Annotated in this window: 22 protein-coding genes and 1 tRNA gene; 13 read left to right on the forward strand and 10 right to left on the reverse strand. The window is 49.5% G+C overall.

Features of this window, described 5'->3' with window-relative positions; genetic code table 11:
• Positions 1–22 precede the first annotated feature (22 nt).
• From Q0986_RS08910 to Q0986_RS08935, 6 genes are all read left to right on the forward strand, one after another.
• Positions 23–99 (forward strand) — tRNA-His (locus tag Q0986_RS08910).
• Positions 100–252: 153 nt separating this feature from the next.
• Complete coding sequence (locus Q0986_RS08915; RefSeq protein ID WP_299408227.1) at positions 253–600, forward strand: ADP-ribosylation/crystallin J1; 348 nt, start codon at positions 253–255, stop codon at positions 598–600.
• Positions 601–1,177: 577 nt separating this feature from the next.
• Positions 1,178–1,918, forward strand: a complete 741-nt coding sequence (locus tag Q0986_RS08920; protein ID WP_299408230.1) for a hypothetical protein — start codon at positions 1,178–1,180, stop codon at positions 1,916–1,918.
• Positions 1,919–1,956: 38 nt separating this feature from the next.
• Positions 1,957–2,637, forward strand: coding sequence for a deoxyribonuclease V (gene nfi / locus Q0986_RS08925; RefSeq protein WP_299408234.1), 681 nt, complete (start codon positions 1,957–1,959; stop codon positions 2,635–2,637).
• Between the two features lie 128 nt (positions 2,638–2,765).
• A complete protein-coding gene (locus Q0986_RS08930; protein ID WP_366918548.1) occupies positions 2,766–4,850 on the forward strand; it encodes a serine/threonine-protein kinase in 2,085 nt (694 codons plus the stop codon).
• A 148-nt stretch (positions 4,851–4,998) separates the two neighbouring features.
• Positions 4,999–5,562: a hypothetical protein gene (locus Q0986_RS08935; protein ID WP_299408243.1), complete on the forward strand. Its 564-nt coding sequence runs from the start codon at positions 4,999–5,001 to the stop codon at positions 5,560–5,562.
• Between the two features lie 252 nt (positions 5,563–5,814).
• Here Q0986_RS08935 and Q0986_RS08940 read toward each other — a convergent pair whose 3' ends face one another.
• Positions 5,815–6,120 (reverse strand): DUF6679 family protein, encoded by a 306-nt coding sequence (locus Q0986_RS08940; protein ID WP_299408246.1) that lies wholly within the window; start codon positions 6,118–6,120, stop codon positions 5,815–5,817.
• 270 nt (positions 6,121–6,390) lie between these two features.
• Between Q0986_RS08940 and Q0986_RS08945 the strand changes: the two genes are divergently transcribed.
• Positions 6,391–7,089, forward strand: coding sequence for an HAD family phosphatase (locus Q0986_RS08945; protein WP_299408249.1), 699 nt, complete (start codon positions 6,391–6,393; stop codon positions 7,087–7,089).
• Positions 7,090–7,091: 2 nt separating this feature from the next.
• Here the strand turns inward: Q0986_RS08945 and Q0986_RS08950 are convergent, their stop codons facing one another.
• Entirely contained in the window at positions 7,092–8,609 is a 1,518-nt protein-coding gene (locus Q0986_RS08950) for a SagB/ThcOx family dehydrogenase (RefSeq protein WP_299408252.1), read from the reverse strand.
• Between the two features lie 63 nt (positions 8,610–8,672).
• Positions 8,673–9,326, reverse strand: coding sequence for a retropepsin-like aspartic protease (locus tag Q0986_RS08955; protein ID WP_299408255.1), 654 nt, complete (start codon positions 9,324–9,326; stop codon positions 8,673–8,675).
• Positions 9,327–9,991: 665 nt separating this feature from the next.
• On the opposite strand from Q0986_RS08955, the gene cpdA reads away from it, so the two are divergent.
• Together cpdA and Q0986_RS08965 are read left to right on the forward strand one after the other, a co-directional pair.
• Positions 9,992–10,789 carry a 3',5'-cyclic-AMP phosphodiesterase gene (cpdA, locus tag Q0986_RS08960; RefSeq protein ID WP_299408259.1) on the forward strand — a complete coding sequence of 266 codons (798 nt, stop codon included), beginning with the start codon at positions 9,992–9,994 and terminating at the stop codon, positions 10,787–10,789.
• A 95-nt stretch (positions 10,790–10,884) separates the two neighbouring features.
• Positions 10,885–11,226, forward strand: coding sequence for a hypothetical protein (locus Q0986_RS08965; RefSeq protein WP_299408263.1), 342 nt, complete (start codon positions 10,885–10,887; stop codon positions 11,224–11,226).
• Here Q0986_RS08965 and Q0986_RS08970 read toward each other — a convergent pair.
• From Q0986_RS08970 to Q0986_RS08985, 4 genes are all read right to left on the reverse strand, one after another.
• Complete coding sequence (locus tag Q0986_RS08970; RefSeq protein WP_299408267.1) at positions 11,223–13,556, reverse strand: NB-ARC domain-containing protein; 2,334 nt, start codon at positions 13,554–13,556, stop codon at positions 11,223–11,225. The genes Q0986_RS08965 and Q0986_RS08970 overlap by 4 nt on opposite strands.
• A 75-nt stretch (positions 13,557–13,631) precedes the next feature.
• Positions 13,632–14,252: an ABC transporter permease gene (locus tag Q0986_RS08975; RefSeq protein ID WP_299408270.1), complete on the reverse strand. Its 621-nt coding sequence runs from the start codon at positions 14,250–14,252 to the stop codon at positions 13,632–13,634.
• A 7-nt stretch (positions 14,253–14,259) separates the two neighbouring features.
• Positions 14,260–14,982, reverse strand: coding sequence for an LrgB family protein (locus Q0986_RS08980; protein ID WP_299408275.1), 723 nt, complete (start codon positions 14,980–14,982; stop codon positions 14,260–14,262).
• Between the two features lie 13 nt (positions 14,983–14,995).
• The gene (locus Q0986_RS08985) at positions 14,996–15,343 is read right to left on the reverse strand and encodes a CidA/LrgA family protein (RefSeq protein WP_299408278.1); all 348 of its coding nucleotides are present in this window, start codon (positions 15,341–15,343) and stop codon (positions 14,996–14,998) included.
• 140 nt (positions 15,344–15,483) lie between these two features.
• Between Q0986_RS08985 and Q0986_RS08990 the strand changes: the two genes are divergently transcribed.
• Positions 15,484–15,816, forward strand: coding sequence for a type II toxin-antitoxin system RelE/ParE family toxin (locus Q0986_RS08990; protein ID WP_299408282.1), 333 nt, complete (start codon positions 15,484–15,486; stop codon positions 15,814–15,816).
• On the forward strand, positions 15,806–16,096 hold the full coding sequence (locus Q0986_RS08995; RefSeq protein ID WP_212661944.1) for a helix-turn-helix transcriptional regulator: 291 nt from the start codon (positions 15,806–15,808) through the stop codon (positions 16,094–16,096). The genes Q0986_RS08990 and Q0986_RS08995 overlap by 11 nt, the downstream gene beginning before the upstream one ends.
• A gap of 75 nt (positions 16,097–16,171) precedes the next feature.
• Here the strand turns inward: Q0986_RS08995 and Q0986_RS09000 are convergent, their stop codons facing one another.
• From Q0986_RS09000 to Q0986_RS09010, 3 genes are read right to left on the reverse strand one after another with little or no spacing between them, the layout of a single operon-like run.
• Positions 16,172–17,293: a lipocalin-like domain-containing protein gene (locus Q0986_RS09000; RefSeq protein WP_299408291.1), complete on the reverse strand. Its 1,122-nt coding sequence runs from the start codon at positions 17,291–17,293 to the stop codon at positions 16,172–16,174.
• Positions 17,294–17,295: 2 nt separating this feature from the next.
• Positions 17,296–19,905 (reverse strand): ABC transporter permease, encoded by a 2,610-nt coding sequence (locus Q0986_RS09005; RefSeq protein WP_299408294.1) that lies wholly within the window; start codon positions 19,903–19,905, stop codon positions 17,296–17,298.
• Positions 19,905–20,654 carry an ABC transporter ATP-binding protein gene (locus Q0986_RS09010; RefSeq protein ID WP_299408299.1) on the reverse strand — a complete coding sequence of 250 codons (750 nt, stop codon included), beginning with the start codon at positions 20,652–20,654 and terminating at the stop codon, positions 19,905–19,907. The genes Q0986_RS09005 and Q0986_RS09010 overlap by 1 nt, the downstream gene beginning before the upstream one ends.
• 340 nt (positions 20,655–20,994) lie before the next feature.
• Between Q0986_RS09010 and Q0986_RS09015 the strand changes: the two genes are divergently transcribed.
• Together Q0986_RS09015 and Q0986_RS09020 are read left to right on the forward strand one after the other, a co-directional pair.
• Entirely contained in the window at positions 20,995–21,333 is a 339-nt protein-coding gene (locus Q0986_RS09015) for a type II toxin-antitoxin system RelE/ParE family toxin (RefSeq protein WP_299408304.1), read from the forward strand.
• Complete coding sequence (locus Q0986_RS09020) at positions 21,326–21,511, forward strand: hypothetical protein (protein ID WP_299408307.1); 186 nt, start codon at positions 21,326–21,328, stop codon at positions 21,509–21,511. Before Q0986_RS09015 ends, Q0986_RS09020 begins: the two co-directional genes overlap by 8 nt.
• Positions 21,512–21,822: the final 311 nt, after the last annotated feature.

The following is a 21,822-nucleotide window of genomic DNA, read 5'->3' on the forward strand; positions in this document are numbered from 1 at the left end:
AATCCGACCAGAATCCACTGTGTTGGCCGAATCCGAAGCGGACGAGGAGCTAGATTGTGATCCTAGTGTTAGCGGGTTCGAGTCCCGTCGGTCAACCCAATTCACGCTTTATGGAAGGTGCCGCTGAATGGTCGGCAACTGGTCTTGAAAACCAGGGTATGGTTCGCTGTAGGGGTTCGATTCCTCCACCTTCCTCTTATCATTCACAAATTTTTTTAACTGAAATATTAGCAATGCCTGATATCAAAAACAATGAAAAATTCCGTTATTACAATGTATCGACCGACAGGTCCTGCAGAATTGAAATTGCTCGAAGCTGCTAATTTCCGTCGCTGGCCGCCTAGGCTACCGGAGCAGCCCATCTTTTATCCAGTTACAAACGAGCAGTACGCGATCGCTATTGCCACCCAATGGAATATCAAAGCAAGTGGGGTTGGATACGTCACTCGGTTCAGCGTCAAAAAATCTTTTATGGACAACTATGAAATCCAAAAAGTTGGGGGTGCCCACCACACTGAATGGTGGATTCCCGCAGAAAAACTGGAAGAGCTAAACGACAATATCGTCGGTGAAATTGAGGTCATTGGGGAGTATCGCTAACCTAAGTCCATAGCTCTGGTCTCAATAGCAAGAGAACACCATCTGTCATGATTCAGGAGGTCATAATGGTGCAGTTTCGATTTGAAAGGCGATCTCATGATGTTGCCGAACAATATTTAGGAATCCATGTGGGGATGTGAGGGGCCGACCCGAGGCAGATTACGGATCAATGACTCTCGTGCCCCAATTGAGAAAGCTGACCCACGAATAACGGTCCTAGGGTAGCGATGTTTGAGCGATCTCACTAACGAAGCATCCGATATCTCTCGCCGTTAGCCCACCGCCAAGGTGGATTGGGTAAGAGGGGTCATCATGAACGGCTTTATAAACTTGCCTGGAAGTAGGGTTATGGCTCAAAACTCGCTTTCGCACCTGAACGAAAAAGCATACAACCTCACTAAGCGGTAAGGGACTTGGCTTCAGGCTCAACTCCTGTGTCCAACTGTTTTTTTGACTTGGGCGGAGTTCTTCGGGCGCAAGTTCTGGATTTCTGATATGGGCGGCTTTTATTCCCCTCCACTCCCCTTAGCGATGGGGAGTGTTGCCAAAACATGTACAGATTATCTAGAACCACACCATGAGTGAACATCGATTAAGTGAAATAACCATTGAACGACCTCGCGGGGGAATGAGGCGAAGCCTCAGAAAAGTCAAGGGGGCAAGAAAGCAGTTGGATCGCCTCACAGAAGTGGCCACCGAGGATGGGCTACTCAGCCCGTACCTCATCAAACCGAGAGGCAAAACCAAGTGGCTTTCAGATCATTTGGGACCGCTGCGGCGATTTTTAAAGTCCCATGTGGGTCAACCCTGGGATGACGTCTACAGCAAACTCTGTCGACGACTTAAAACCAACACCATGGCAGGACAACATGTACTAAGCCATGTATGGGACTTTGTTGAACTCCATGTTGAAATCATGGATGGCGTGCTTTACCACAAGCCCTACTGGGGATCCTTTCAACCTTTAGATTATCGTTGTTATCGGGACAAATTCTATGTGCATCCTGAGACTCGAATTCTATGTGAAGTTGAAAAGAAACCTCGTAAGCGGCAGCGACAAAGCCCCACAAACGATAGGGTTGTTATCGATGCCTATCATGAATATCAGCAACTAAACAAGCTTTGGTATCTGATTACCTATGAGGACTTTCCGCCTTTCCCTGTGATGACAGTGAGAGATGTGCTGCGGGGCGAAATCCCCCGGCAGACTCGATATGGCAATATCAATACCCGTTATGCAGTCAAGAAAAAGCAGTGTAACAAGAAGGAGATCCGATTTATTTTGAGTCAGATTAAAGCAGTTAAACCTACCTCCTGAGAGGGGTTGAAAGTCCTAGCTCTCTGTAGGAGATTGTTATGCCCCACAAACACCACTTTAACCAGGTGAAAAATCCTGAATCGGCCTTTGCCCTTCAAGAAGAACTGCGGCAGCATGTCATCCGAGAAGATGATTTTGGTCCCCTTGAAACGGTGGCAGGCGTGGATGTCGGATTTGAGGATCAGGATCAAATTGCCTGTGCTGCAGTTGCAGTACTGAGACTATCTGATCTCAAGGTGCAGGAATCTGTGGCGATTCGTCGTCCGGTTACCTTCCCCTATGTACCGGGATTGCTGGCATTCCGAGAGGTTCCTATCGTTATGGAAGCCCTAGCAAGTTTGAAAACCCAACCTGGACTTCTAATCTGTGATGGCAATGGCACCATCCATCCTCGTCGGTGTGGATTCGCCTGTCATTTGGGAATTGTCAGTGGGCTGCCCTCTATCGGAGTCGCCAAGACTCCCTACATCGGGAAATTCCAACCTCTAGCCAATGATCGTGGGACTTGGCAGCCGATCACAGATGGGGGAGAGGTTATTGGGGCAGCCCTGCGAACCCAAACCAAGGTTAAGCCTATCTTTGTGTCCGTTGGCCATCGCATTAGTTTGCAAAGTGCTATTGATTTGGTTCTCCAATGTGCTCCTATATATCGTTTGCCTGAGACTACCCGCCAAGCCGATCAGTTATCCAAGGGCAATGCCCAACCCGTCACCCGATAGAAAATTCTATGCCCTAGTTTGAGAAGGACACATGGGAACAAACACCATCAATGCTGGTGTCTAGATGCTTATAAATCTCAACCTGTATAAAAATAGGCATAACACCCAAATCTTTTTGGTGTTCCCCCATGATCTGTTGCCTTAATCCTGACTGTGATAGGCCTCATAATGCTGATGGCAATCAATACTGCCAACGATGTGGTGTGCCTCTATCCTCGCTGTTGAGGAAGCGCTACAAAGTCACCAAGCTCCTAGGCAGAGGAGGATTTGGTAAAACGTATCTTGCCTATGACACCGATAAGCTTAACGAGCGCTGTGTCGTTAAGCAACTCGCCTATTACTCTACCAATGTATGGCAGAAGCAAAAAGCAATGCAGCTGTTTAAGGGAGAAGCCCAACAGCTGCAACAACTCGGTACTCATCCTCAAATTCCGGCGCTCCTTGGCTATTTTGAGGAGAAGGGCTGCCTTTTTTTGGTACAGCAATTTATTGAGGGCAAGAATTTAGCGCAATTTCTAGACGACGAAGGCCCTCTTTCTGAAAAGCAAGTTTGGCAAGTCTTGTTGAGTATCCTGCCGGTTTTGCAATTCATTCATAAGCGTGGGGTTGTTCATCGAGATATTAAGCCAGACAACATTATGCACCTTTCTGGTTCTGAGCAATATATCCTGATTGATTTTGGAGTCGCCAAATCCATACCTGAAATCAGGATGGATCATTCTGGGACAGTGCTCGGTTCTCCTGGGTATGCTCCCTTTGAGCAAATGCATCAGGGTGTCGCTACACCGAGTGGTGACTTATTCGGATTAGGAGCGAGTTGTTTTCATCTCCTCAGTCAAACTTCTCCTGCTGCTTTGTCGACAGAGCATGGCTATAGTTGGCTAGTATCTTGGCAAGATTATGTTTCCCAATCACTGAGCCCGTCGCTACAGCGAGTCCTCAATCGACTTCTCCAGAAAGAATCGGCCTTGCGCTATCAATCTGCAACGCTAGCGCTTGCAGATATAAGGAAGTCGTTACCCCGACAATTCCAAACTGCTAGGACAACTGATTTATCTTCACCCCAGACATCCACTGTGTCTGACCCCGTCCAGTTACATACACTTCTTACCACGACCTTAGTGAAATCTTCATTTTGTCGTCCCATTCGTCTGGCCTTTTTTCCTGCCCTCAAACTGAGGTCAGCCAGTTTTCGACATTGGAAAAGACCACGAATGAATGGCTCCTTGAGAGTCAGGATTTTCTTAGTATTGGTGTTACTGGGGGGGGTAGGATATGCGCTGAATCTACTGTTTACTCCCACGTCTGTTCCATCTCAGCCCACCCTGACGAGTTCGAGTCACTCAGTTGAAGTGCATATTGCACAAGGTGGTCAAGCATTTAAGCAAGGGAACTATCACCAGGCGCTCCGCGACTACAAGGCAGCCCTTCAGCTTGATCCGAACAATGAGATGGCCCATTTTTACAGCGGCATTACGAAGCGTCGGCTTAAGGATCTCAAGGGAGCGATGGCCCATTACACCACGGCGCTACGTCTCAATCCTGACTTTGCCGATGCTTATAATAATCGAGGTTTAGTGAAACGTCAGTTAGGAGATGAATTGGCTGCGATCGCTGACTTTACGGCTGCGATCCGAGTTAACCCACAGCATGCCCAAGCTTATAACAATCGGGGAACCACCTATTCTGAGCAAGGAGAGAAGAATACAGCGATCGCAGATTACACTCAAGCGATAAAGTTAAACTCGCAATCTTCTGAAGCCTACTTCAATCGGGGGATTGTCCAGTCTGATCTCGGAAATTTAAAAGCAGCCATCGCGGATTACACCACAGCCCTTCGCCTCAACCCCAATTATGCTCAAACCTATAACAACCGGGGGATTGTCCAGTCTGATCTCGGAAATTTAAAAGCAGCCATCGCGGACTACACCGCAGCCCTTCGCCTCAACCCCAATTATGCTCAAGCCTATAACAACCGGGGGATTGCCCAATCTGATCTCGGAAATTTGAAGGCAGCCATCGCGGATTACACCGCAGCCCTTCGCCTGAATTCTCAGTACTCTCAAGCCTATAACAATCGTGGTATGGCTAAAAGTCAACTGGGAGATAAACAAGGGGCGATTAAAGATTTGCAAAAGGCAGCAGAGATCTATCAGCAGCAGCAGAATAAAGCTTATTTGAAAGTTGCCGATAAAATCAAAGCCCTTCAGTAGGGCTAATCCATCGTCATGTTTCGACGTCAACCTTCTCCCTTTGGCTGAACCACCCAGCCAGAGGCCTAAATCGACATTTCGAAACTATTCTTATTGAACTTTCGTCAATAGAACCCCCAAATGTTCCCTATTGATGAGGCTCAAATCAATGGCTAAGAAAGCACCTAGTAATCAAGGATTATTATTCCGTTCAGCCACATTACTTTGGACAGTTAGCTTCAGTATTCTGATGCCAACCCTGGCTAAAGCCCAAGTTGAAGATTCTCCTCAGCCAGATCAAGCCCCCCCTACCACGGAGGAAGTAACCCCTAACCCGACAGAGACCGTACCCACTGCACCTGAAGAAACACCAGCGAATGAGACCATACCTGATACCAATAACCAGGTCTCTCCTACAACAGAAGACGCACCGGATTCAACCGGAGGGGCAGAGGAAACGCCAGGGGGAATCACACCTGATACAACAGCCCCAGGGGCAACAGAGACCGATGCACCGGATTCAACCGGAGGGGCAGAGGAAACGCCAGGGGGAATCACACCTGATACGACAGCTCCAGGATCAACAGAGACCGATGCACCGGATTCAACCGGAGGGGCAGAGGAAACGCCAGAGGGGATCACACCTGATACAACAGCCCCAGGGTCAACAGATACGACAACCCCACCTACGAACTCTGAATCGGCCCCCGAACCCGTACGCGGATTGTGGTAATTCTTATCTAATCCATTGAATTGTTCAAATCAGTAGGATGGAGACTATCCTGCTGATTTGAACATGAATAGCTGAAAAAATGGAGGCTTATCACAGTTAACCTCCTAATCCTATATATACTGACTCTCAATGCCTAAAAACAGTTTGATTTCAGCCATTACGGCTGAAATCAAAAAACTCTCCGCATCTTCCATACGGCAAAAGTTGCCTTAGGAGACAAATGACCTGCTTAACTTAAAGTATGACGGACAACTAATCCGAATTGCTTTCAGGGTTGGGGATTTGCTCAGCTTCAGGGCAATCATCAGACACAATAGGGTCAACATTATGTTTCGGCACGGCGGCTAACCGCAACGTCACAGCACCAATGCTTTCAACACGAACCATCTCTTCCCAGGCACAAATTTCGTCTTCTTCTTCAGTTTCGTAGCGAATCGTGACTAAGTCACCTTCCAATGCAGTAATACGGGCTCTATCCAGCCATCTTTGCTGGTCTCGTAAATAAATCCAAACTTCTTGTCCGTCATTGTAGAGTTGGTAGATCTTGCGGTCTAACATGGTGGGCCTCTCTAAAACAACGTTCAAACAGTGGACGAATCAAGGTATCAACGTAAACAGCAGCTTACAGCCTAGATGGCTGAATGCGCCCACTGACTACTTTGCGTTACTGTTCAATCCAGTGTAGTCTATTAACTCGGATCGCGCCTGGGTTTGGCGCTTGGGACGCAAGTGTTTGCTTCCCTTGGCAAGTGGTTGGACTTGCCGTTAAATTGACCTGAGTTTAGCAGCAATCGCTGTGGTTTGGTTACTCTATTTTGATTGGCTCTCATGCCCCTAAAGGCAGTTTTATTTGATTTCAATGGCGTTGTCCTAGATGATGAGCGCATTCATCAACAGATTATTTTGGAGATGATTGATCGCGAGGACCTCCGTCCGTCTCTAGAAGAGTTGCAGCAGCACTGTTTAGGACGAACGGATCGAGCCTGTTTTCAAGACCTCTTTGCCAGTCAAGGACAGCCCCTGAAACCGTTGCAGCTGCGCCGACTCTTATCGATGAAAGCGAAGGCCTATCGACAATATTTAGAGTCCTTGGAAACCCTTCCCATTTTTGAGGGTCTGATTGAACTGGTTGAGCAATTATTGCAGGCTGGGATGAAGCTGGCCATTGTCAGTGGAGCCTTGCGGGCTGAAGTACGCATGACGTTGAATCGGACTGATCTAGAGGCCGCTTTCCCGATCACCGTCACGTCTGAGGATGTCAAAAAAAGTAAGCCCGATCCCTCAGGTTATCAATTAGCGATCAAACGTCTCAATCGGAAGTTTCCCGCTCTCAATCTTGCCCCTTGCGACTGTCTGGCCATTGAAGATAGTTTTGCTGGCATTCAAGCGGCAAAACTGGCGCAAATTCCTGTGCTAGGGGTGGCTCATACGTTTCCTTTCCATATGCTGCAACGCCAAGCGAATTGGTGTGTTGATTATCTCCATCAAATTGAGCTAGACCGGATTCAAGCCATTTTTGATCAGTAGTCTTACTCGGCTGGGGGAGGCGGTTGCCCGAGCGTGGTGATATACAGTACTGCTTCTTCTGCAGGAATGCCCAAGACTTCGTTGACCTGATCATCAAAGAATCCGCCGATGCCGCTGACTCCCAAATTGAGGTGGGTGGCTGCTAAGTTGAGTCGTTGACCCAGATGCCCGGCATCCATATGCAGATAGCGATAGGCCCGATCACCATAGCGTGCGATCGCACTCTGCAAATTCGCCGTATGGAACAAAATCACCGCCGCATCTCGGCCAAGATCTTGCCCCAAACAGAGATAGTGAGCTTCCCGGCGGAAATTCTTAAATCGGATTTGACGCAGCTCTTGGGCCTGCACGGCATAGTAGTAACAGCCCGTTTCCAAATCCGTGACATCCAGAACTGCCATAAACGTTTGAATCAACCCTAAATCAAAGAAATCAGGGTAACCATCTAAGCTTTGCGCTTGGTATTGATCTGGGCAGTAAGTGAAGCTGAGCAGATAGCTGAGCGCCTGTAAACTCAGCGACCCCCCCGTAAAGCGGCGCGTCGAGCGACGTTTGAGAATCGCTTCCTTTAAATTCACCAAGCCTGCGCCCCAATCGATGGGGGCATTGGAAAGGGGAACCTTTAAACAAAAGGGAAAGTTGTACTGATCTTCTTTGACCGCGGTTGAAAGTTCACTATTGTAGGTAATTTCTTCCGTCTGAATACAGGTCGCCTTGTGGGTATACAGGAGCAGCTCTCCATCGGGTATCTGGGGATAGTCTGTGAGGGTGGGTGATGGCAATACCGTTGGCGCTGGGGGTAAGTTTTGGTCTGCATCGAGTAAGTCGGCCAAGGCGATCGCAGCCACCACACCTTCCTGATCGGCATCTAGATAGAGCAGCTGATTTAAGGGCTGGTCAGCAAATCCACCAATCAGATGGGCCTTAAAATCACAGATCGAAGCCGCCAGCTCAATATTGCCCAGCAAGTGGCCACTGTCTAGACAAATGCGGCGATAGGCACGGTCTTCATAACGCCAGGCAGAGCGCTGGAACACGGCCGTTACCACCAACGCTAACTGGGTTTTGGCAAGGGCCGGATGCCAGAGACAGGCTGTTTCTAACGCAGACCAAACATGGCTGTCCCAAAACCGCAGCAGGGAATGGGTTCTAACCTGGTAGCTATATAAACCGGCGGGTAAGAGGGTCCCTTCTCCCGCAATCACGTAGAGTTCAGCGGGATAGAGCCCCCCAGCCGATGGCGCTGTTCTTAAGTACAGCGGATTATCAGGATAGGGAATCACTGCCGTAATCCCATAGCTACAGTACAATAGCCGAGAGAGCCGTTGCCACTGGGCTTGGGTCGGATCAACGCCGGGCTCTAAATATTCTTTAAGGCCAATGGTGGTCCCAAATTTGTAGTCCTTAAAGGGAACCGGCTGTTGGTTAAAGTCCAAAGCCCGACTCCGTTGAGAGATCGTCTCTGGCTCATATTTTGTGCGTTGATGATAATGCTGGGTAATGCTAAAGGCATGGGCCATAAGGCGGGAGATTCTAGCGTGAACAATCCACCTTCAATCCTGGCATACGCCTCTAAGCATTGCCTAGCGCTTATGAAACTCAATCTGATTGCCCCGGAAGGTAAAATCGTACTTCTGGAGAAAATCTTGCCCCAACAAGCCAATCTGCATATCGGGACCTGCCACCGCCACCGGGACTTGATAGCTTTTTAAACCGCCAACTTCCATGGCCTTAATATAGACCAACGGAAATTCGGCATACCCGTTGGCGGTGGAGGCTCGTAGGGTGCCTACCACATGGGATGCATTGATACCGAGCGCCTTGGCCATGGGCCGAGTAATCACCGTTTTGCTCGCACCTGAATCCACCATCATTTCAAAGGTGCGACGGTTATTGAATTTAACATCTACGATCGCAACGCCTGCGGATCGCCGCTTGATGGGAACAAGGCCCACCTTGTTGGTGCGGCTGGAATTTGCAGGACGGGAGGGGGTTCCCTGGAAGTTGGATTTCTGAAGCTGTTGAAGTTGAGTCCGATACTGTTTTAGTTGGGCTGCTTGGCCTGGTGCAGCCTGGATCAGTTGATTGATGACCTGAATTGCTTCAGTCCAGTTTTGGCCATTGACGGCTTGTTGCAACTGTTGGTTGAGGCTTGTGACACTAGACTGGGCTCCAGCTTGTAAAGGCGTTAGGGTCAGCAGAAGACCGAACAGCAAGACTGGAATAGAAACCTTCATAGATTGGCGCACTGGGAGTAATGGAAGAAGATGTCGGTCAAGGGTGGAGGCGGAATAGCTAGGAACCACTACTATTCAGGTTACCCCGATTCTTTGGCGAATCAGGCACGCAGTGGTGGGTAGAGCTGGATGCAACTGAAGTGGCAACCGTGACGTTATCTTTCAATACTCTCCCCCCAGAATTGGGTGGGGTGGGGGGGCCACGCAGGATTGGGGCCATTCATATAAAAACTCGATTGATCGACCCTCACCCAATTATTTAAAACCGAATGATTGAGGCCATCATCCCTGTGAGCTGGGAGAGAGGCTACACCTAACAACGGATTGGAACCCTATCTGAATATTTTTGAGGTGCAATTTTACGATCGCGCTTGTGATAAGTGAATTCTGGCGATAAACCATGCCAAACTGCAAATACTCATACCGCCAAACAAGCTGTGATATACATCACTCTAAGATTGGGAATGGGGCACTACGATTAAGCTCAAATAAGGAGTAGGATCAACGCAGCTGGCATATCATCTTCCCTCCCTAGAGGTCCCGTCCAGAAATAGGTCATCCTGCCGGCTAGTCTACTATTGAATGGCTGTTTTTGCCTGTTAAATCAGGTATCCTAAAACTATAAATCGTAGGACGAACATCCGTTCTCTAATTAATAACAACGAATGAAAAAAACGTCATCCCTATTGATAGCGCAGCTTTCTGATTTGCATTTATTTGCAACTTCAGATCGTGAGCTCTTGGGATTGAATACTTTTTCTTCTCTCGAAGTTGTTTTACAAGCATTAAAGCGCTTACCGATCAAGCCAGATCAGCTCTTATTAACGGGTGATTTAACCCAAGATGAATCGGATGTTGCCTATCAGCAGGTACAGGCATTAATCGCGCCGTTACGGATTCCCACGTACTGGTTACCAGGTAATCACGACCATCTGCCTACCATGCAAGCCACCTTCACGGATCCCATCTTTCAGTCCCATAAATCCTACCGAATGGGAGCATGGCAGTTCCTACTGCTGGATTCTAGTGTGCCAGGCAAGGTCTATGGTGCTTTGTCTGCTGAGAGTTTAAGTTGGCTCCATCAGCAGTTGGAGCAATGTCATCCTCACCCCACCCTGATTGCGCTGCATCATCCGCCCTTTTCCATCAAATCGGATTGGCTGGATAAAATTGGTTTGCAAAATTCTGCTGACCTATTTGCAATTTTAGATACCCACCCTCATGTCAAACTGGTGGTTTTTGGTCATATCCATCAGCAGTTTGAGCATCAACGGCATAACGTTCATTATCTAAGTACCCCTTCAACCTGTATTCAGTTCGCTCCCCACAGCAAAACTTTTGCGCTAGATCAAGCTCAACCGGGGTTTAGGCTATTTCACTTGCAGGCTGACGGCACCTTTGCAACCGAAATTAAGCGGGTCATGTTTTCTCAACAGCTAGATTTTTCTGCCAAGGGATATTAAATTATTCTAGATAATACTGAAGGATGAGCCGTCATTCAGTAAGCTAGCTGCTAAGGGGGTAAAAATTGAGTATTTAGCAGCTCAACAAGACTCATATGCTAGCACTTTATATGCTTGGAGCGGGTCTGATTGTATCTGGCTTGTTTGTATTGATAACGTGGCTCGGTGGGCGGGTCATTCGCAAGAAAGGGCCGACGCCAGGGTTTATTGGTGCTGGATTGATGGCATTGCTATCCCTGGTGCCGATGAGCTATCTATTGAAGTATTTTCTGAGATTGACCCAGGCCAGAGGTTGGGGAGAAGGCATTTACCAGTTATGCTTTACCGCAGCGGTTGCGATTCCGATTGCGACAGGCTTGAGTTGTTCCCTATTGCTCTTGTGGGCGGCCTTTGTGGCTCGCCGCCGAAAGCGTCGACGGATCCGTCAGCGGGGTTAACTGGACCGTTGAGATTGCACTCGCTTGACTTGGTAAGGGGCGTTCATGGCTTGAAAGAGCTGCAGGGCCTGATGGAAATGATGATCACCCTCTAAGGCATGGTTCATGGTTTGGTAGGTCAGTCCCAACTGCAAATGGGCTTCTGCCAAGTCACAGGTGGCATTAAGAGTGCTGAGTAAGGTCAGGGCCTGATGGTGGTCAGTGATGGCCAGGGTAAAGTGACCTTGGTGGCGGTGAATGGTGGCTCTTCCAGTCAGGGTCCGGGCCTGAATTTGGGGATAGTGACTGGATTCGGCAACGGTTAGCGCTTGATCAAATAGAGTGGTCGCTTGTTCAAACTGCTCAAGCTGGGTATGGGTTTGGCCCAGTAGCTGCATAAAGTACGCTTGTCGGGCTGCTTGGTCTGTATCCAGTAGGGGCGTTCCCAGAGGCTGAGCGGCTAACTCACGGGCTTGCTTCAAATCGCCTAAGTGGGAGGAAACTAAGGCTAAACAGATTGAGGCTTTGGGGATCCAGCGGTGATGGTCTGTCTGGGTGGCCAGTTCAATCACCTGTTGAAAAAACTGAGCTGAGGTCTCTAATTCCCATAAGTCCAGGTGGTACAGCCCTAAGCTAAGGCGAGAATCCAGTTCCTGAATTTGTAAATGGTGGAGGCTGCGCTGATCCAGGTTGTGAGGATCCGCTAGGGTCTGGGTAGACAGGTGTAAAGATTGATTTTGGGCCGCAATGGCTGGATGAATTTGGCCGGTGCTCCAGTAATAGTCCCCAAGAATATTATGGAGTTCACAAAATCTGCGATCGCAAGGCAAACGCGCCATTAATTGCGGCAGTTCACTCAGCAAAGACTGATGCAGCCCCATTCGATAGAGCGTGCTGCCCAGGGACAAATACTGGTGCCACTGATTGTCTCGCGCCTGTAGGAGAACCGCCGCCGCTTGGGAATAGTCCTGAATCGCCATGTAATGATGGTAGGCTTCCAAGGCTTGGAGTGCGGATTGGGGAGAGGCAATGGTCTGGATGCTGTTTGTCCAGTATTGGGCGGCATGCTGGTTCGCAGGCTCCCAGTCTGAACTGTCTCGTAGACGAGCAATGGCCGCTGCCCGAATCACGGGATGCAGCCCATACTGACCTTCCCGGAACTCAACTAAGGAACGATTTCGGAGGGACACGATTCTCGCTCGCTGCTCTGATTCTGGGACATCCCACAGCAATGCCAGAACCCCATCGATGGGCAGAGTCGCGATGGTTTGGTACCGATAGCAGCCCAGACGGCAAAAGAGTCGATAGGCCTGGGGGTCCAGGGTTTGGAGACGGTTGATTTGGTGGTTAATTAGGTTGTTAAGATCAGCGACTAACAGTAAATCATGCTGCTGATCGTGCCAAAACGCGGTTAGGTCACCGCCAAAGTCCGACTGAATGGCCCCGCATAGCAGCGTCATGGCTTTGGCATTCCCACCATAGGCCCGGTGCATCTGCGGCAAGGACTCAACCTCCGTTGATAGGCCCTGATACCTCCAATAATGTTGCCATGCGGCGAAGTCTAAGCCCGGTAAACGGTAATGGTGGAGGTGGAGGCTACCCTCACATAAGCGATCTCGACTCGTAAACAGTGTGAGTCCTTGATTGCGAGGGTCCGTGAGGACTCGGAATAAGTCTAAGTAGCGGCGATGATGGGCAATTAAAAGCCCACGCTGGTCGAGGGCAGGTTCTAGATTGTCAATCAGGACACCAATCCGACGTTGATGGAGATGACGTTTCAATCGATCCAGACTAATCCCAAATTCTCGACCCGGATCGTCTGCCAAATCGCGGGTTAACCATTCCTCTACGACTCGCTCCACGGAGGTAATATTCTCAGGCTCCTTGGCCATTAATAGCTCTAGGATAATGTCATAGCCTTGACTTTGGAGGTATTGCTGCGCCAGGGTGGTTTTGCCTAACCCGCCTTCTCCTTGGAGGGCAATGGCCCTTGTGCCCTGTTGAACCCACTGACTCAGCTGAGTGATGGCCTGACTGCGTCCCACAAAGTCAGGCATGGGATCAATTTCAATAGGAGGGGGATTCAAGGATAAACGGACATGATCGGTCACCACTCGGCGTAAATTCTGTTTGGTTACTTTCTCGCCCATCACCTGGGACAGAAATTTCCACAAATCAGACCCCACATCCTTGGCATGGCCTTCCGTACAGCCATAGGTATTGGCGATATCAAAGTATTTTTTGCCTAACCAAACCTGTTGCAGAATAATCCGCTGTAATTCGCTGAGCCGTTTGCCTGTTTGGGCGATGACCAGCGCTTCGATCTGGGTCAGGGCCTGATCCGCATCCATGCGTGTATAAGGGGTTTCTTTCCGATTGTAGCTAACGCTTCGCTCTACTCCCCTGTGTTGGTTGACTTGGGGCCGTTATCGTTTAGGCGTCAGCTGTTGCTCAAGGAACCACAAGAGAGCATTGAATGCGATCGCAACACCACTGACCACAATGGTTCCAGCCCAAATTTTGTCATAGCGACCGGCTTGAGCAATGCCTTCAAACAGCAATACGCCTAGCCCTCCAGCGCCAAACTTAGCCGCAATAGTGCCTAAGGCAATAATAATAGTTGCTGCCAGCCGCACCCCTGCTAAGAAGATCGGTAACATCAACGGCATCTGCACTTGCCACCAATATTGCCAAGCAGACATGCCCATCGCTTGCGCCGCCTCTAACATAGGTTGAGGAATAGACTGCAATCCTGCCAAGAGATTGCGTACTAAGATAACTTGGGCGTAAAGGACCATGGCGACAATGGCCGTTGTTACACTCAACCCAAACAGCGGAATCAACAAGATCATTAACGCCAAGCTGGGAATGGTATAAATAACCCCCAATACACCCATAATCGGTGACTGCAACCAAGTGTAGTGATAAATCAGCCAGGTGAGGGGCACCGCAATCAGCACGGCCAAGCCTAAGGCCGTTGCCGTCATCTGTAGATGTTCCAGCAACAGTTCTAAGATTAGCGCTGGGTTTTGCAGGAAATAGCTCATGGAGCCATCATTGCATTAGATTGAGTAGCCAGGGCAACATCACGGCTGTGGTTAGCGCAGACAGTGCCATCCCTAATCCCGAGAATGCTCCCATTTCCGAGCTGACTTGAAAAGAGCGGGCGGTTCCAATCCCGTGGGCCGTGACCCCCATCGTAATCCCCTTAACACTGTCGTTTTTAATCCGCAAAAGTCTGAGCAGTGTGGTGCCACCCAGCGCACCCATGACTCCTGTGGTGACAACCAGTGCTGCCGTCAACGACGGTAGACCGCCAATTTGTTCCGAGATCCCCATGGCCACAGGCGTTGTCACCGATTTGGGGGCCAGAGAAAGCTGGGTTTGGGTACTGGCCCCCAAGAGCCGAGCTAAGAAAACTGCACTCAATGCCCCCACACTTGAGCCGGTGAGAATGGCAATGGCGACGGGTAGCCAAAGCGTTTTGAGCTTGGCAAACTGCTGGTAGAGCGGAACTGCCAGAGCTACCGTTGCCGGCCCCAGCAAAAAATGAACAAACTGCCCTCCTTCAAAATAGGCTGGGTAGGGGGTTCGTGTGGCAGACAGGAACAGAATCAGAGTGGCAACCGAGGTAACGACGGGGTTTAAAAGGGGGCTGTATCGCGCTGTTCGGTACAGACGGTAGGCCAGGCTGTAGGCTATTAGCGTTATCGTTAGTCCCAGTAGGGGGGAGGCCGATAGGTAAACCCAGATTTCAGTAAGATTTGCGCTTGGCATACTGATCGCTCCTTTAAGAAAGTAGACGCTGAGTCACTTCCATAATGGTGGCAGTCACCGTCATCGTGATAATGGTGCTAAGTAATAGGGTCAAACTAATGGCCATGGACTCTTGCAGAATGCGCTCAAAGTGGATCATCACACCGACGCCTGCAGGCACAAACAATAGGGACAGATGGCCCAGCAAAGTTTCGGAGGCCAGGTTAAGTGAGCTAGGAATCTGCCTTCGCCACATTAGGGTTAGGAAGAGAAACATCATCCCCAAAACTGGCCCAGGGATGGGTAGGCGTAAAAGCAATGTGCAAGCTTCACCCACCAGCTCGTATATCAGCAGTAGAGTGATGCCGTTGATAAAGTCCATAATTGTCTCCCTGTGTGTATCCCTGAATTCCCCCATATCATCAAGACTGCTGTTGCAAAAATAGGGTACGTTTTTCCTACTTTCTTGCGTATCAAATGCTGGGGAAAACCATAAGATAACAAATATGTTATGTTTTCTTTATGGCATGGAATATCCAATATTATTCTGAAGCAATTGAATCTGAGGTACTCGCTCTCCCTGCAGGTTTGCTAGCTAGATATTTGAGGCTCACCGATCTCATGTTAGAGTTTGGTCCCAATCTGGGGATGCCTCACACCCGATCAATGGGCGATCGCTTATTTGAGCTGAGGGTCAAGAGCAAAGAAGGAATTGCGAGGGTGTTTTATTGCACCCTGGTGGGTGAAAAAATAGTGATGCTGCATGGTTTTGTGAAGAAGACTCAAAAGACTCCTAATCGAGAACTGCAAATTGCACGTCGAAGACTAAAAGAGGTGTTGAAACATGACCCATGAAGAACTAAAGGCCAAAGCTTTAGAACAACTCGAAGTAGCTGAAGAATACAACAAGTTAGAGGAAGAGTTTAGTCTGTTAAGACAAATGCTGGCTGCCCGTCAGCAAGCAGGTATGACTCAGGCGGATATTGCTCAAAAAATGGGGACTAAGGCAACAGCGGTGACTCGACTGGAATCATCTTTGAGTAGTGGGAAGCATTCGCCGTCGCTTTCCACTTTGAGAAAATATGCCAAAGCTGTGGGTTGTCGTTTAGAAGTGACGTTAATTCCAGAACAATAGTACCTTGGCCTTGTTTCGAAACAGTGGACACTTCATTCAAGGGAATGGTCTAGGAGAAAGCTCCATCCCAATGAATTATAAGTTGAGATTGCGGTCATATCCCGTAAGCTCAACGTACCCTTTCCCTTGAATCGGTTGTTGTGATTGAGTACCAGCAATGCTTACTGCTCCTTCCCAATACGTCGTCGATAGCAGTAACTCCTGATTATTCATCATGGGTGCCACCTGCATCTCTAAATCGAGACTGGGAATAGTAATCGCCCATTTGGAAGGATACTGAGTGCGTGATTTGGGACTCGTCCACCGATCCAACACCTTAATCTGATAGTCTTCTCGCTTCAGATGGGACACCTTGCCATCAGCTGTGACATACGTACCATGGGACTCCAGCGTGATGGAACCGTCTTGCAAACGAAGGCCAAAGAGCATGAGTGCTGAACCATCTCCTAATTCCAGTGAGAACCAATCCCAGCCCTGAGCTCTTTTGCTAAGAGCACTGGTGGAAAACTCATGGTCGGTCCAGCTCACCCCCTCCACATCAAAGGATTCTCCTTTGACTGCAACAGTTCCTTGAGTGGGTTGCTGGACAATAGAGTAATAGTAGGATGCATTGCCCGGTTCAGGTCCCTTAACGCTGTATCCCTGATTGCCCTGAAGAATCGGTTTGGTCAGAGAAAGCTGTAGATTTAATTCGGTGTCTAGCCCTTGAGCATGGAGCTGCAGCTGTCCCGGTTGCTCCTCCTCCACAGACCAGTCATCTAGCCAAATGCGGTAAGGATTCGCCTGTGCACCTGCCAGCTCTGCGGCCCCGCGATTAAATCGCTCTACAGGATAAAACTGTTGGTTTTCAATATCGCTGAGGGTGAAGTGGGAGAAATAGACCTGATTGCTGCGCCAAGCTGACCCCTGCTGGTCGGGTAAACCAGGGGTGAGACCCCGACGAAATAGGGTTAACTCATAGCCAAAGGGCCGACCAGAGTCTGTTTCTAGATTGCCTGTGTAGTACCACCATTCGGTTTGGTAGTCTTCATGGGAGCCAAAATCCTTGGGGAACGAGAGTTTGATCGGGGCAGTTGCTTTTTGGAATTCAGGCACCTCTGTGGGAGTGGCCCATTCCACTGTGCCCTGTTCCATGGCCCAAGCAGGGCTGCCCATAATAAACAGCCCAAGAACCAAACTGATCAGCCATCGCTTCATGATTATTCCTCCCGAATTGCACTTGCCACCGTGACCCGACTCAATCGCCAAGCCGGATAAATGCCTGCTAGTAAGGCGGCCACAATGGCCACTAACCACGCTTGCCAGAAATAGCTAGGATTTAGCTGCATCTGCAAAGTCCAGCCGAAGGACCGCACATTGATTACATAGATTAAAATCCAGGCCAGCACGTAACCGAGGGGCATAGCCAGAAAACCCGCCACATTTCCCATGAGTCCTGTTTCCAGCAACGTCATCCACCAGAGCTGTTGAGGCGTCATGCCTGTGGCTCGGAGAATACCAATTTCGCGGGTGCGCTCTAGCTGCAGGCTCATCAGGGCACTTAGAACGCCGATAAAGGCTACGATCACGGCGAGTAAGCGCAGGGCTTGGGTAATAGCAAAGGTACGATCAAAGATTTCTAGGGAGCCGTCCCGAAGGCTGCGGGTAGATTGCACCACCACATCCGTACGGCCTTGATATCGTTCCCTCAGATCCTCCACTACGGTATCTAGGTCAAGATCGGGGGCGGTAAATAGGCCCATAGAAGCAATACCCTCGTCTCCCCAAATCTGGATAAACGGATCGTTGTCGAGAATAACCGTACCCTGGTCTGAGGAATAGTCGTAAAACACCGCCAGGACGGGGAAGGTCTGTGGACCTTGGGGACTATCAATCGTAATTGAGGTAGGTGGATCGCTCAAATTGGCTTTGAGGAGTAGGGCTTCAGAGACAATCACACCTTCGCCCCGATCTAGGGCAGGCCACGGATCAATGGAGTCTTGCCGCCAGGAATAGGGACGCTGACCATGAGAAACATCCCCTTCAGCAGAAATCAGTTTGATAGATCGCTCGATCTCTAAGGTCTCGTCACCATAGGTAAAGGCAGTGACGGTGGCATCAGTATCGTTATAGGTGACCACATCATCTAGCCCTGGCCAGCGTTTCATCTCGGCCACCACGGTTGGATCGAGTTGGCCTAAGACCCGGTTGGCGGTAGTACTGGGTGGAGTGACATAAATATCCGCCTGGAGGGTTTGGTCCAGCCACTGGACCACAGTAACCCGGAAAGACCCCACCATAATTGAAACGCCGACAATCACTGAAACCGCCACCATTAGGGCTGCGATCGCAACTGAAGTCCGGCTCAAGGATCGAACAATATCCCGAGGTGCTAGCCGCCCCAACACGCCCAGAGACTGGGTAAGGGGCTGCACTAGCTTCATCAAGGCAGCGGTGACAGGAGGGGTGAGCAAAGCCGATCCGAGAATAATAGCGAATAACCCGGCAAAAGCGATAACTAAACCTGCATTGAGTCGTAAGAGACCAATCCCAATCAGCGTAATCACCACCCAGCTTAGAAAAAGCCAAGGCAGAAGCTTTTGCACCTTATTTTCTAAGGAGGACCGCTGCAAGATGGTTTGAGGGCTGGTACGCATGGCTTCTATGGCAGGCACCAAAGCGGCGAGCAAGGCAGAACTGATGCCAATCAGCATCCCCTTCATCAGTAAGACGGGCGGGATAGCCACCTGCTGCACACTAACCACAAAGTAGAAGTCGTTAATGGTTTGGGTAATAAGGCCGACAATACTGCGGGCCAGGACAATTCCTAATCCCAGTCCCAGAGCTGACCCAAGAATTCCCAGAATGGCCGTTTCGCCCATAATCAGGGTAAAAAGCTGTCTGGGGGTCGTACCTAAACAGCGAAGTACCCCAAATAGAGGACGACGCTGAACCACACTAAAGGTGACGGTGTTGTAGATCAAAAACATGCCCACCACCAGGGCCAGCAGGCTCAGAGCTGTCAGGTTTAACCGAAAGGCTGCTGTCATTTGCCGCACGGCATTTTTTTGGGCGGCGGCTGTTTCTAGTCTGGCGTCTTCGGGTAGCAGGGATGAGATCGCATCCAAATCCCCCTCTGCTTCAGCAATCAGATCAATATGGCTAAGGTGCCCGTCCATCTGCAAAATTTCTTGGGCTGTGGCAATGTCGGTAAAAATCAGGCTGCTTAAGGCCCGCTGGGTGGTGGTGCTCTCCGGCTGCACCTTGCCTACTAACTTGACGGGAACCAGACGCCCCGCTAAATCGAGGGTCAGGGTATCGCCCAAATCCACCTGATAGCGTCGGGCCACATCCGTAGACAGGACAACGGTATTGGGTTCGGTCAAAAAGGTTTGTAATCCCGCCAATCCCACGGTTTGATTCTCTGGGGCAAAGTAATTGCGAAAGGGCGGTTCCGAGAATAGATCCACACCGACGAGGCGTATGGGCTGGTTACCCAAGTCAGGAGCCAAGACATAGCCATCCACAATCGGGGCGGTTTTAGTCAGGCCCGCCTGTTGGCGAATTTGCAGATAAACCGACTCGTCAATACCTGCAGGCGCAATAGATTCAATTTGGTGGGTAGCCCGACCTGCGATCGCATCCGTCGATAATTCAAAGGCGGTTTGAGCGGAGCCATTGGCCAGATCAATGGACACTAGCATAGCTACCCCCAAGGCCACCCCAAGCAAACAGAGAAGATATTGCAAGGAGCGCTGCTGAAAGCGCCGCCAGGCCATTCGCCATAAGGGTCGATTGGAGCTTTGGGGTGGTTCTAAAACTGCGGTCATCAGGCCGCCCCCCGTTGCACGTCTTCCACCAAATGCCCATCCTGCATTCGCACCACTCGGTCAGCCAGCTTGGCGATTTCGGGGTTATGGGTGGCCATAATTAGGGTTTTCTGGGCTGAACGGGTCAGCTCTAGCAGCAAATCCAGTACAATCTTGCCTGTTTCCTCATCCAGATTTCCCGTGGGTTCATCGGCTAAGACCAGCATGGGGTCATGGACTATTGCTCTGGCAATCGCTACCCGCTGTTGTTGGCCCCCCGAGAGTTTGTCTGGGAAAGCATCGCCGCGCTCTTCAAGACCGACCCGCTGCAACAGTGCGATCGCTTTTTTCGATACCTCCGACTGAGATATACCTGCTAATTCCTGGGGTAGGGTGATATTCTCTAACACCGTCAGGGTAGGGATTAGGTTAAAAAACTGAAAGATAAAACCAATGCGATCGCGACGAAACAAGGTGCGATCTCGCTCATTTAGCTCAGATAATCCCACGTCATGAATGGTGACCCGTCCGGTGGTGGGCTGTTCAATGCCGCTAATTAAGTTCAGGAGCGTGCTTTTACCACTGCCGCTTTGACCTAACAGGACCACAAATTCGCCTGCTGTAAAGGTTGCCGTAATCTCTCGCAGGACCTGGCGGTCAACCATCCCTTCTTGGAAGGCTTTACTTAGCCTATCTAATTGAATAAAGGGTTGAATTCCGCTAGAACCTTTTTCTGAAGGCGCTTCTTGCAGGGGAGAAGATCGAGCCATCGTCAATTAACCTGAATAAGAATGAAAATCCTTTACAAAGGTTAACATTTTGAGGCAACAAGGTTTATAGAAGCAGTTGATTTAGAGAGTCGCTAGATTCACGGGACTATTGGGGAAGATGAGTGGCGATCCAAGTGGATAACTGATGACCTGCGATTCGTTGTGGATGCAAAATTTGGCATTCGCATTATAGAAAGTTTCGCTGATGACATGGATGCCAAGCCGTATTGATATCCACTAAAGCTATCCTATGTGTTGTGTGCAATATCAGGATACTTTGTACAGCAGCCTGTTGCCTTGTTTGCTGGATTTTTGTAGTTTATGGGCTACATTCATATGTATGGAAGCTCGTGAACGAACTCTTCGCACTTATGAATCCGCTGATGGTAGAGTCCCCTTTAATGAATGGCTAGCTGGGCTGAGAGATCGCAAGGCACGTGCTATCATCCGTACCCGTCTTGATCGTGTGAGTCTTGGTTTGCTGGGTGACTACAAATCAGTTGGTGGAGGTGTACAAGAGTTACGAATTTCCTACGGGTCAGGTTATCGTGTGTACTTTGCTCAGGTAGGTGACATTATCATCATTTTGTTATGTGGTGGGGATAAAAGTAGCCAGCAACAGGATATTGAGAGAGCTAAAAATTATTGGGATGATTATAGGAGTCGAGAGGATGCCTAGGAGCAGAAGTTACAAAGAAGATCTTTTAACAGCGTTGCAAGACCCTGACGAAGCTAAGGCCTATCTAAATTCGGCACTGGAGGATGGTGATGAGGCTGTGTTTCTCCTAGCCCTTCGCAACGTAGTTGAGGCAGAAATGGGAATGGCTAAGTTAGCCGAAGAATCTGGTCGCAATTGAGAGAGTCTTTATAAGACGTTATCTGAACAAGGCAACCCTCACTTGGCGAGTGTCCGCTGTATTCTAAATACCCTTGGCTATCGCTTGGCTATCGAAGTCGAATCACAAAAACAAGTGAGTGCGCACTGATTTCCTAGTTTTCTGCTCTAAGCTCTTGATAGCTCATTGTTTCTAGCATAGTGGGTGAAACGGTTTGATTGGATGACTTGGAGAGGAAGAAGAGTGACCTACTGTGATCGCATCAACTATAGACAGCAGCCATTTGGTTTAATCGCAGGCTTGTCCAATTCGGCTAGGCCCTCTCCTTCCCC

This window comes from Acaryochloris sp. IP29b_bin.148, assembly GCF_028285565.1.
GTDB lineage: Bacteria > Cyanobacteriota > Cyanobacteriia > Thermosynechococcales > Thermosynechococcaceae > Acaryochloris.

Excerpts from the sequence above, each read along its gene's own strand:
- Q0986_RS08915 (WP_299408227.1), top strand. The coding sequence starts at position 253 with ATGAAAAATTCCGTTATTACAATGTATCGACCGACAGGTCCTGCAGAA.
- Q0986_RS08920 (WP_299408230.1), top strand. The coding sequence starts at position 1,178 with ATGAGTGAACATCGATTAAGTGAAATAACCATTGAACGACCTCGCGGG.
- nfi (WP_299408234.1), top strand. The coding sequence starts at position 1,957 with ATGCCCCACAAACACCACTTTAACCAGGTGAAAAATCCTGAATCGGCC.
- Q0986_RS08930 (WP_366918548.1), top strand. The coding sequence starts at position 2,766 with ATGATCTGTTGCCTTAATCCTGACTGTGATAGGCCTCATAATGCTGAT.
- Q0986_RS08935 (WP_299408243.1), top strand. The coding sequence starts at position 4,999 with ATGGCTAAGAAAGCACCTAGTAATCAAGGATTATTATTCCGTTCAGCC.
- Q0986_RS08940 (WP_299408246.1), bottom strand. The coding sequence starts at position 6,120 with ATGTTAGACCGCAAGATCTACCAACTCTACAATGACGGACAAGAAGTT.
- Q0986_RS08945 (WP_299408249.1), top strand. The coding sequence starts at position 6,391 with ATGCCCCTAAAGGCAGTTTTATTTGATTTCAATGGCGTTGTCCTAGAT.
- Q0986_RS08950 (WP_299408252.1), bottom strand. The coding sequence starts at position 8,609 with ATGGCCCATGCCTTTAGCATTACCCAGCATTATCATCAACGCACAAAA.
- Q0986_RS08955 (WP_299408255.1), bottom strand. The coding sequence starts at position 9,326 with ATGAAGGTTTCTATTCCAGTCTTGCTGTTCGGTCTTCTGCTGACCCTA.
- cpdA (WP_299408259.1), top strand. The coding sequence starts at position 9,992 with ATGAAAAAAACGTCATCCCTATTGATAGCGCAGCTTTCTGATTTGCAT.
- Q0986_RS08965 (WP_299408263.1), top strand. The coding sequence starts at position 10,885 with ATGCTAGCACTTTATATGCTTGGAGCGGGTCTGATTGTATCTGGCTTG.
- Q0986_RS08970 (WP_299408267.1), bottom strand. The coding sequence starts at position 13,556 with ATGGATGCGGATCAGGCCCTGACCCAGATCGAAGCGCTGGTCATCGCC.
- Q0986_RS08975 (WP_299408270.1), bottom strand. The coding sequence starts at position 14,252 with ATGAGCTATTTCCTGCAAAACCCAGCGCTAATCTTAGAACTGTTGCTG.
- Q0986_RS08980 (WP_299408275.1), bottom strand. The coding sequence starts at position 14,982 with ATGCCAAGCGCAAATCTTACTGAAATCTGGGTTTACCTATCGGCCTCC.
- Q0986_RS08985 (WP_299408278.1), bottom strand. The coding sequence starts at position 15,343 with ATGGACTTTATCAACGGCATCACTCTACTGCTGATATACGAGCTGGTG.
- Q0986_RS08990 (WP_299408282.1), top strand. The coding sequence starts at position 15,484 with ATGGCATGGAATATCCAATATTATTCTGAAGCAATTGAATCTGAGGTA.
- Q0986_RS08995 (WP_212661944.1), top strand. The coding sequence starts at position 15,806 with ATGACCCATGAAGAACTAAAGGCCAAAGCTTTAGAACAACTCGAAGTA.
- Q0986_RS09000 (WP_299408291.1), bottom strand. The coding sequence starts at position 17,293 with ATGAAGCGATGGCTGATCAGTTTGGTTCTTGGGCTGTTTATTATGGGC.
- Q0986_RS09005 (WP_299408294.1), bottom strand. The coding sequence starts at position 19,905 with ATGACCGCAGTTTTAGAACCACCCCAAAGCTCCAATCGACCCTTATGG.
- Q0986_RS09010 (WP_299408299.1), bottom strand. The coding sequence starts at position 20,654 with ATGGCTCGATCTTCTCCCCTGCAAGAAGCGCCTTCAGAAAAAGGTTCT.
- Q0986_RS09015 (WP_299408304.1), top strand. The coding sequence starts at position 20,995 with ATGGAAGCTCGTGAACGAACTCTTCGCACTTATGAATCCGCTGATGGT.
- Q0986_RS09020 (WP_299408307.1), top strand. The coding sequence starts at position 21,326 with ATGCCTAGGAGCAGAAGTTACAAAGAAGATCTTTTAACAGCGTTGCAA.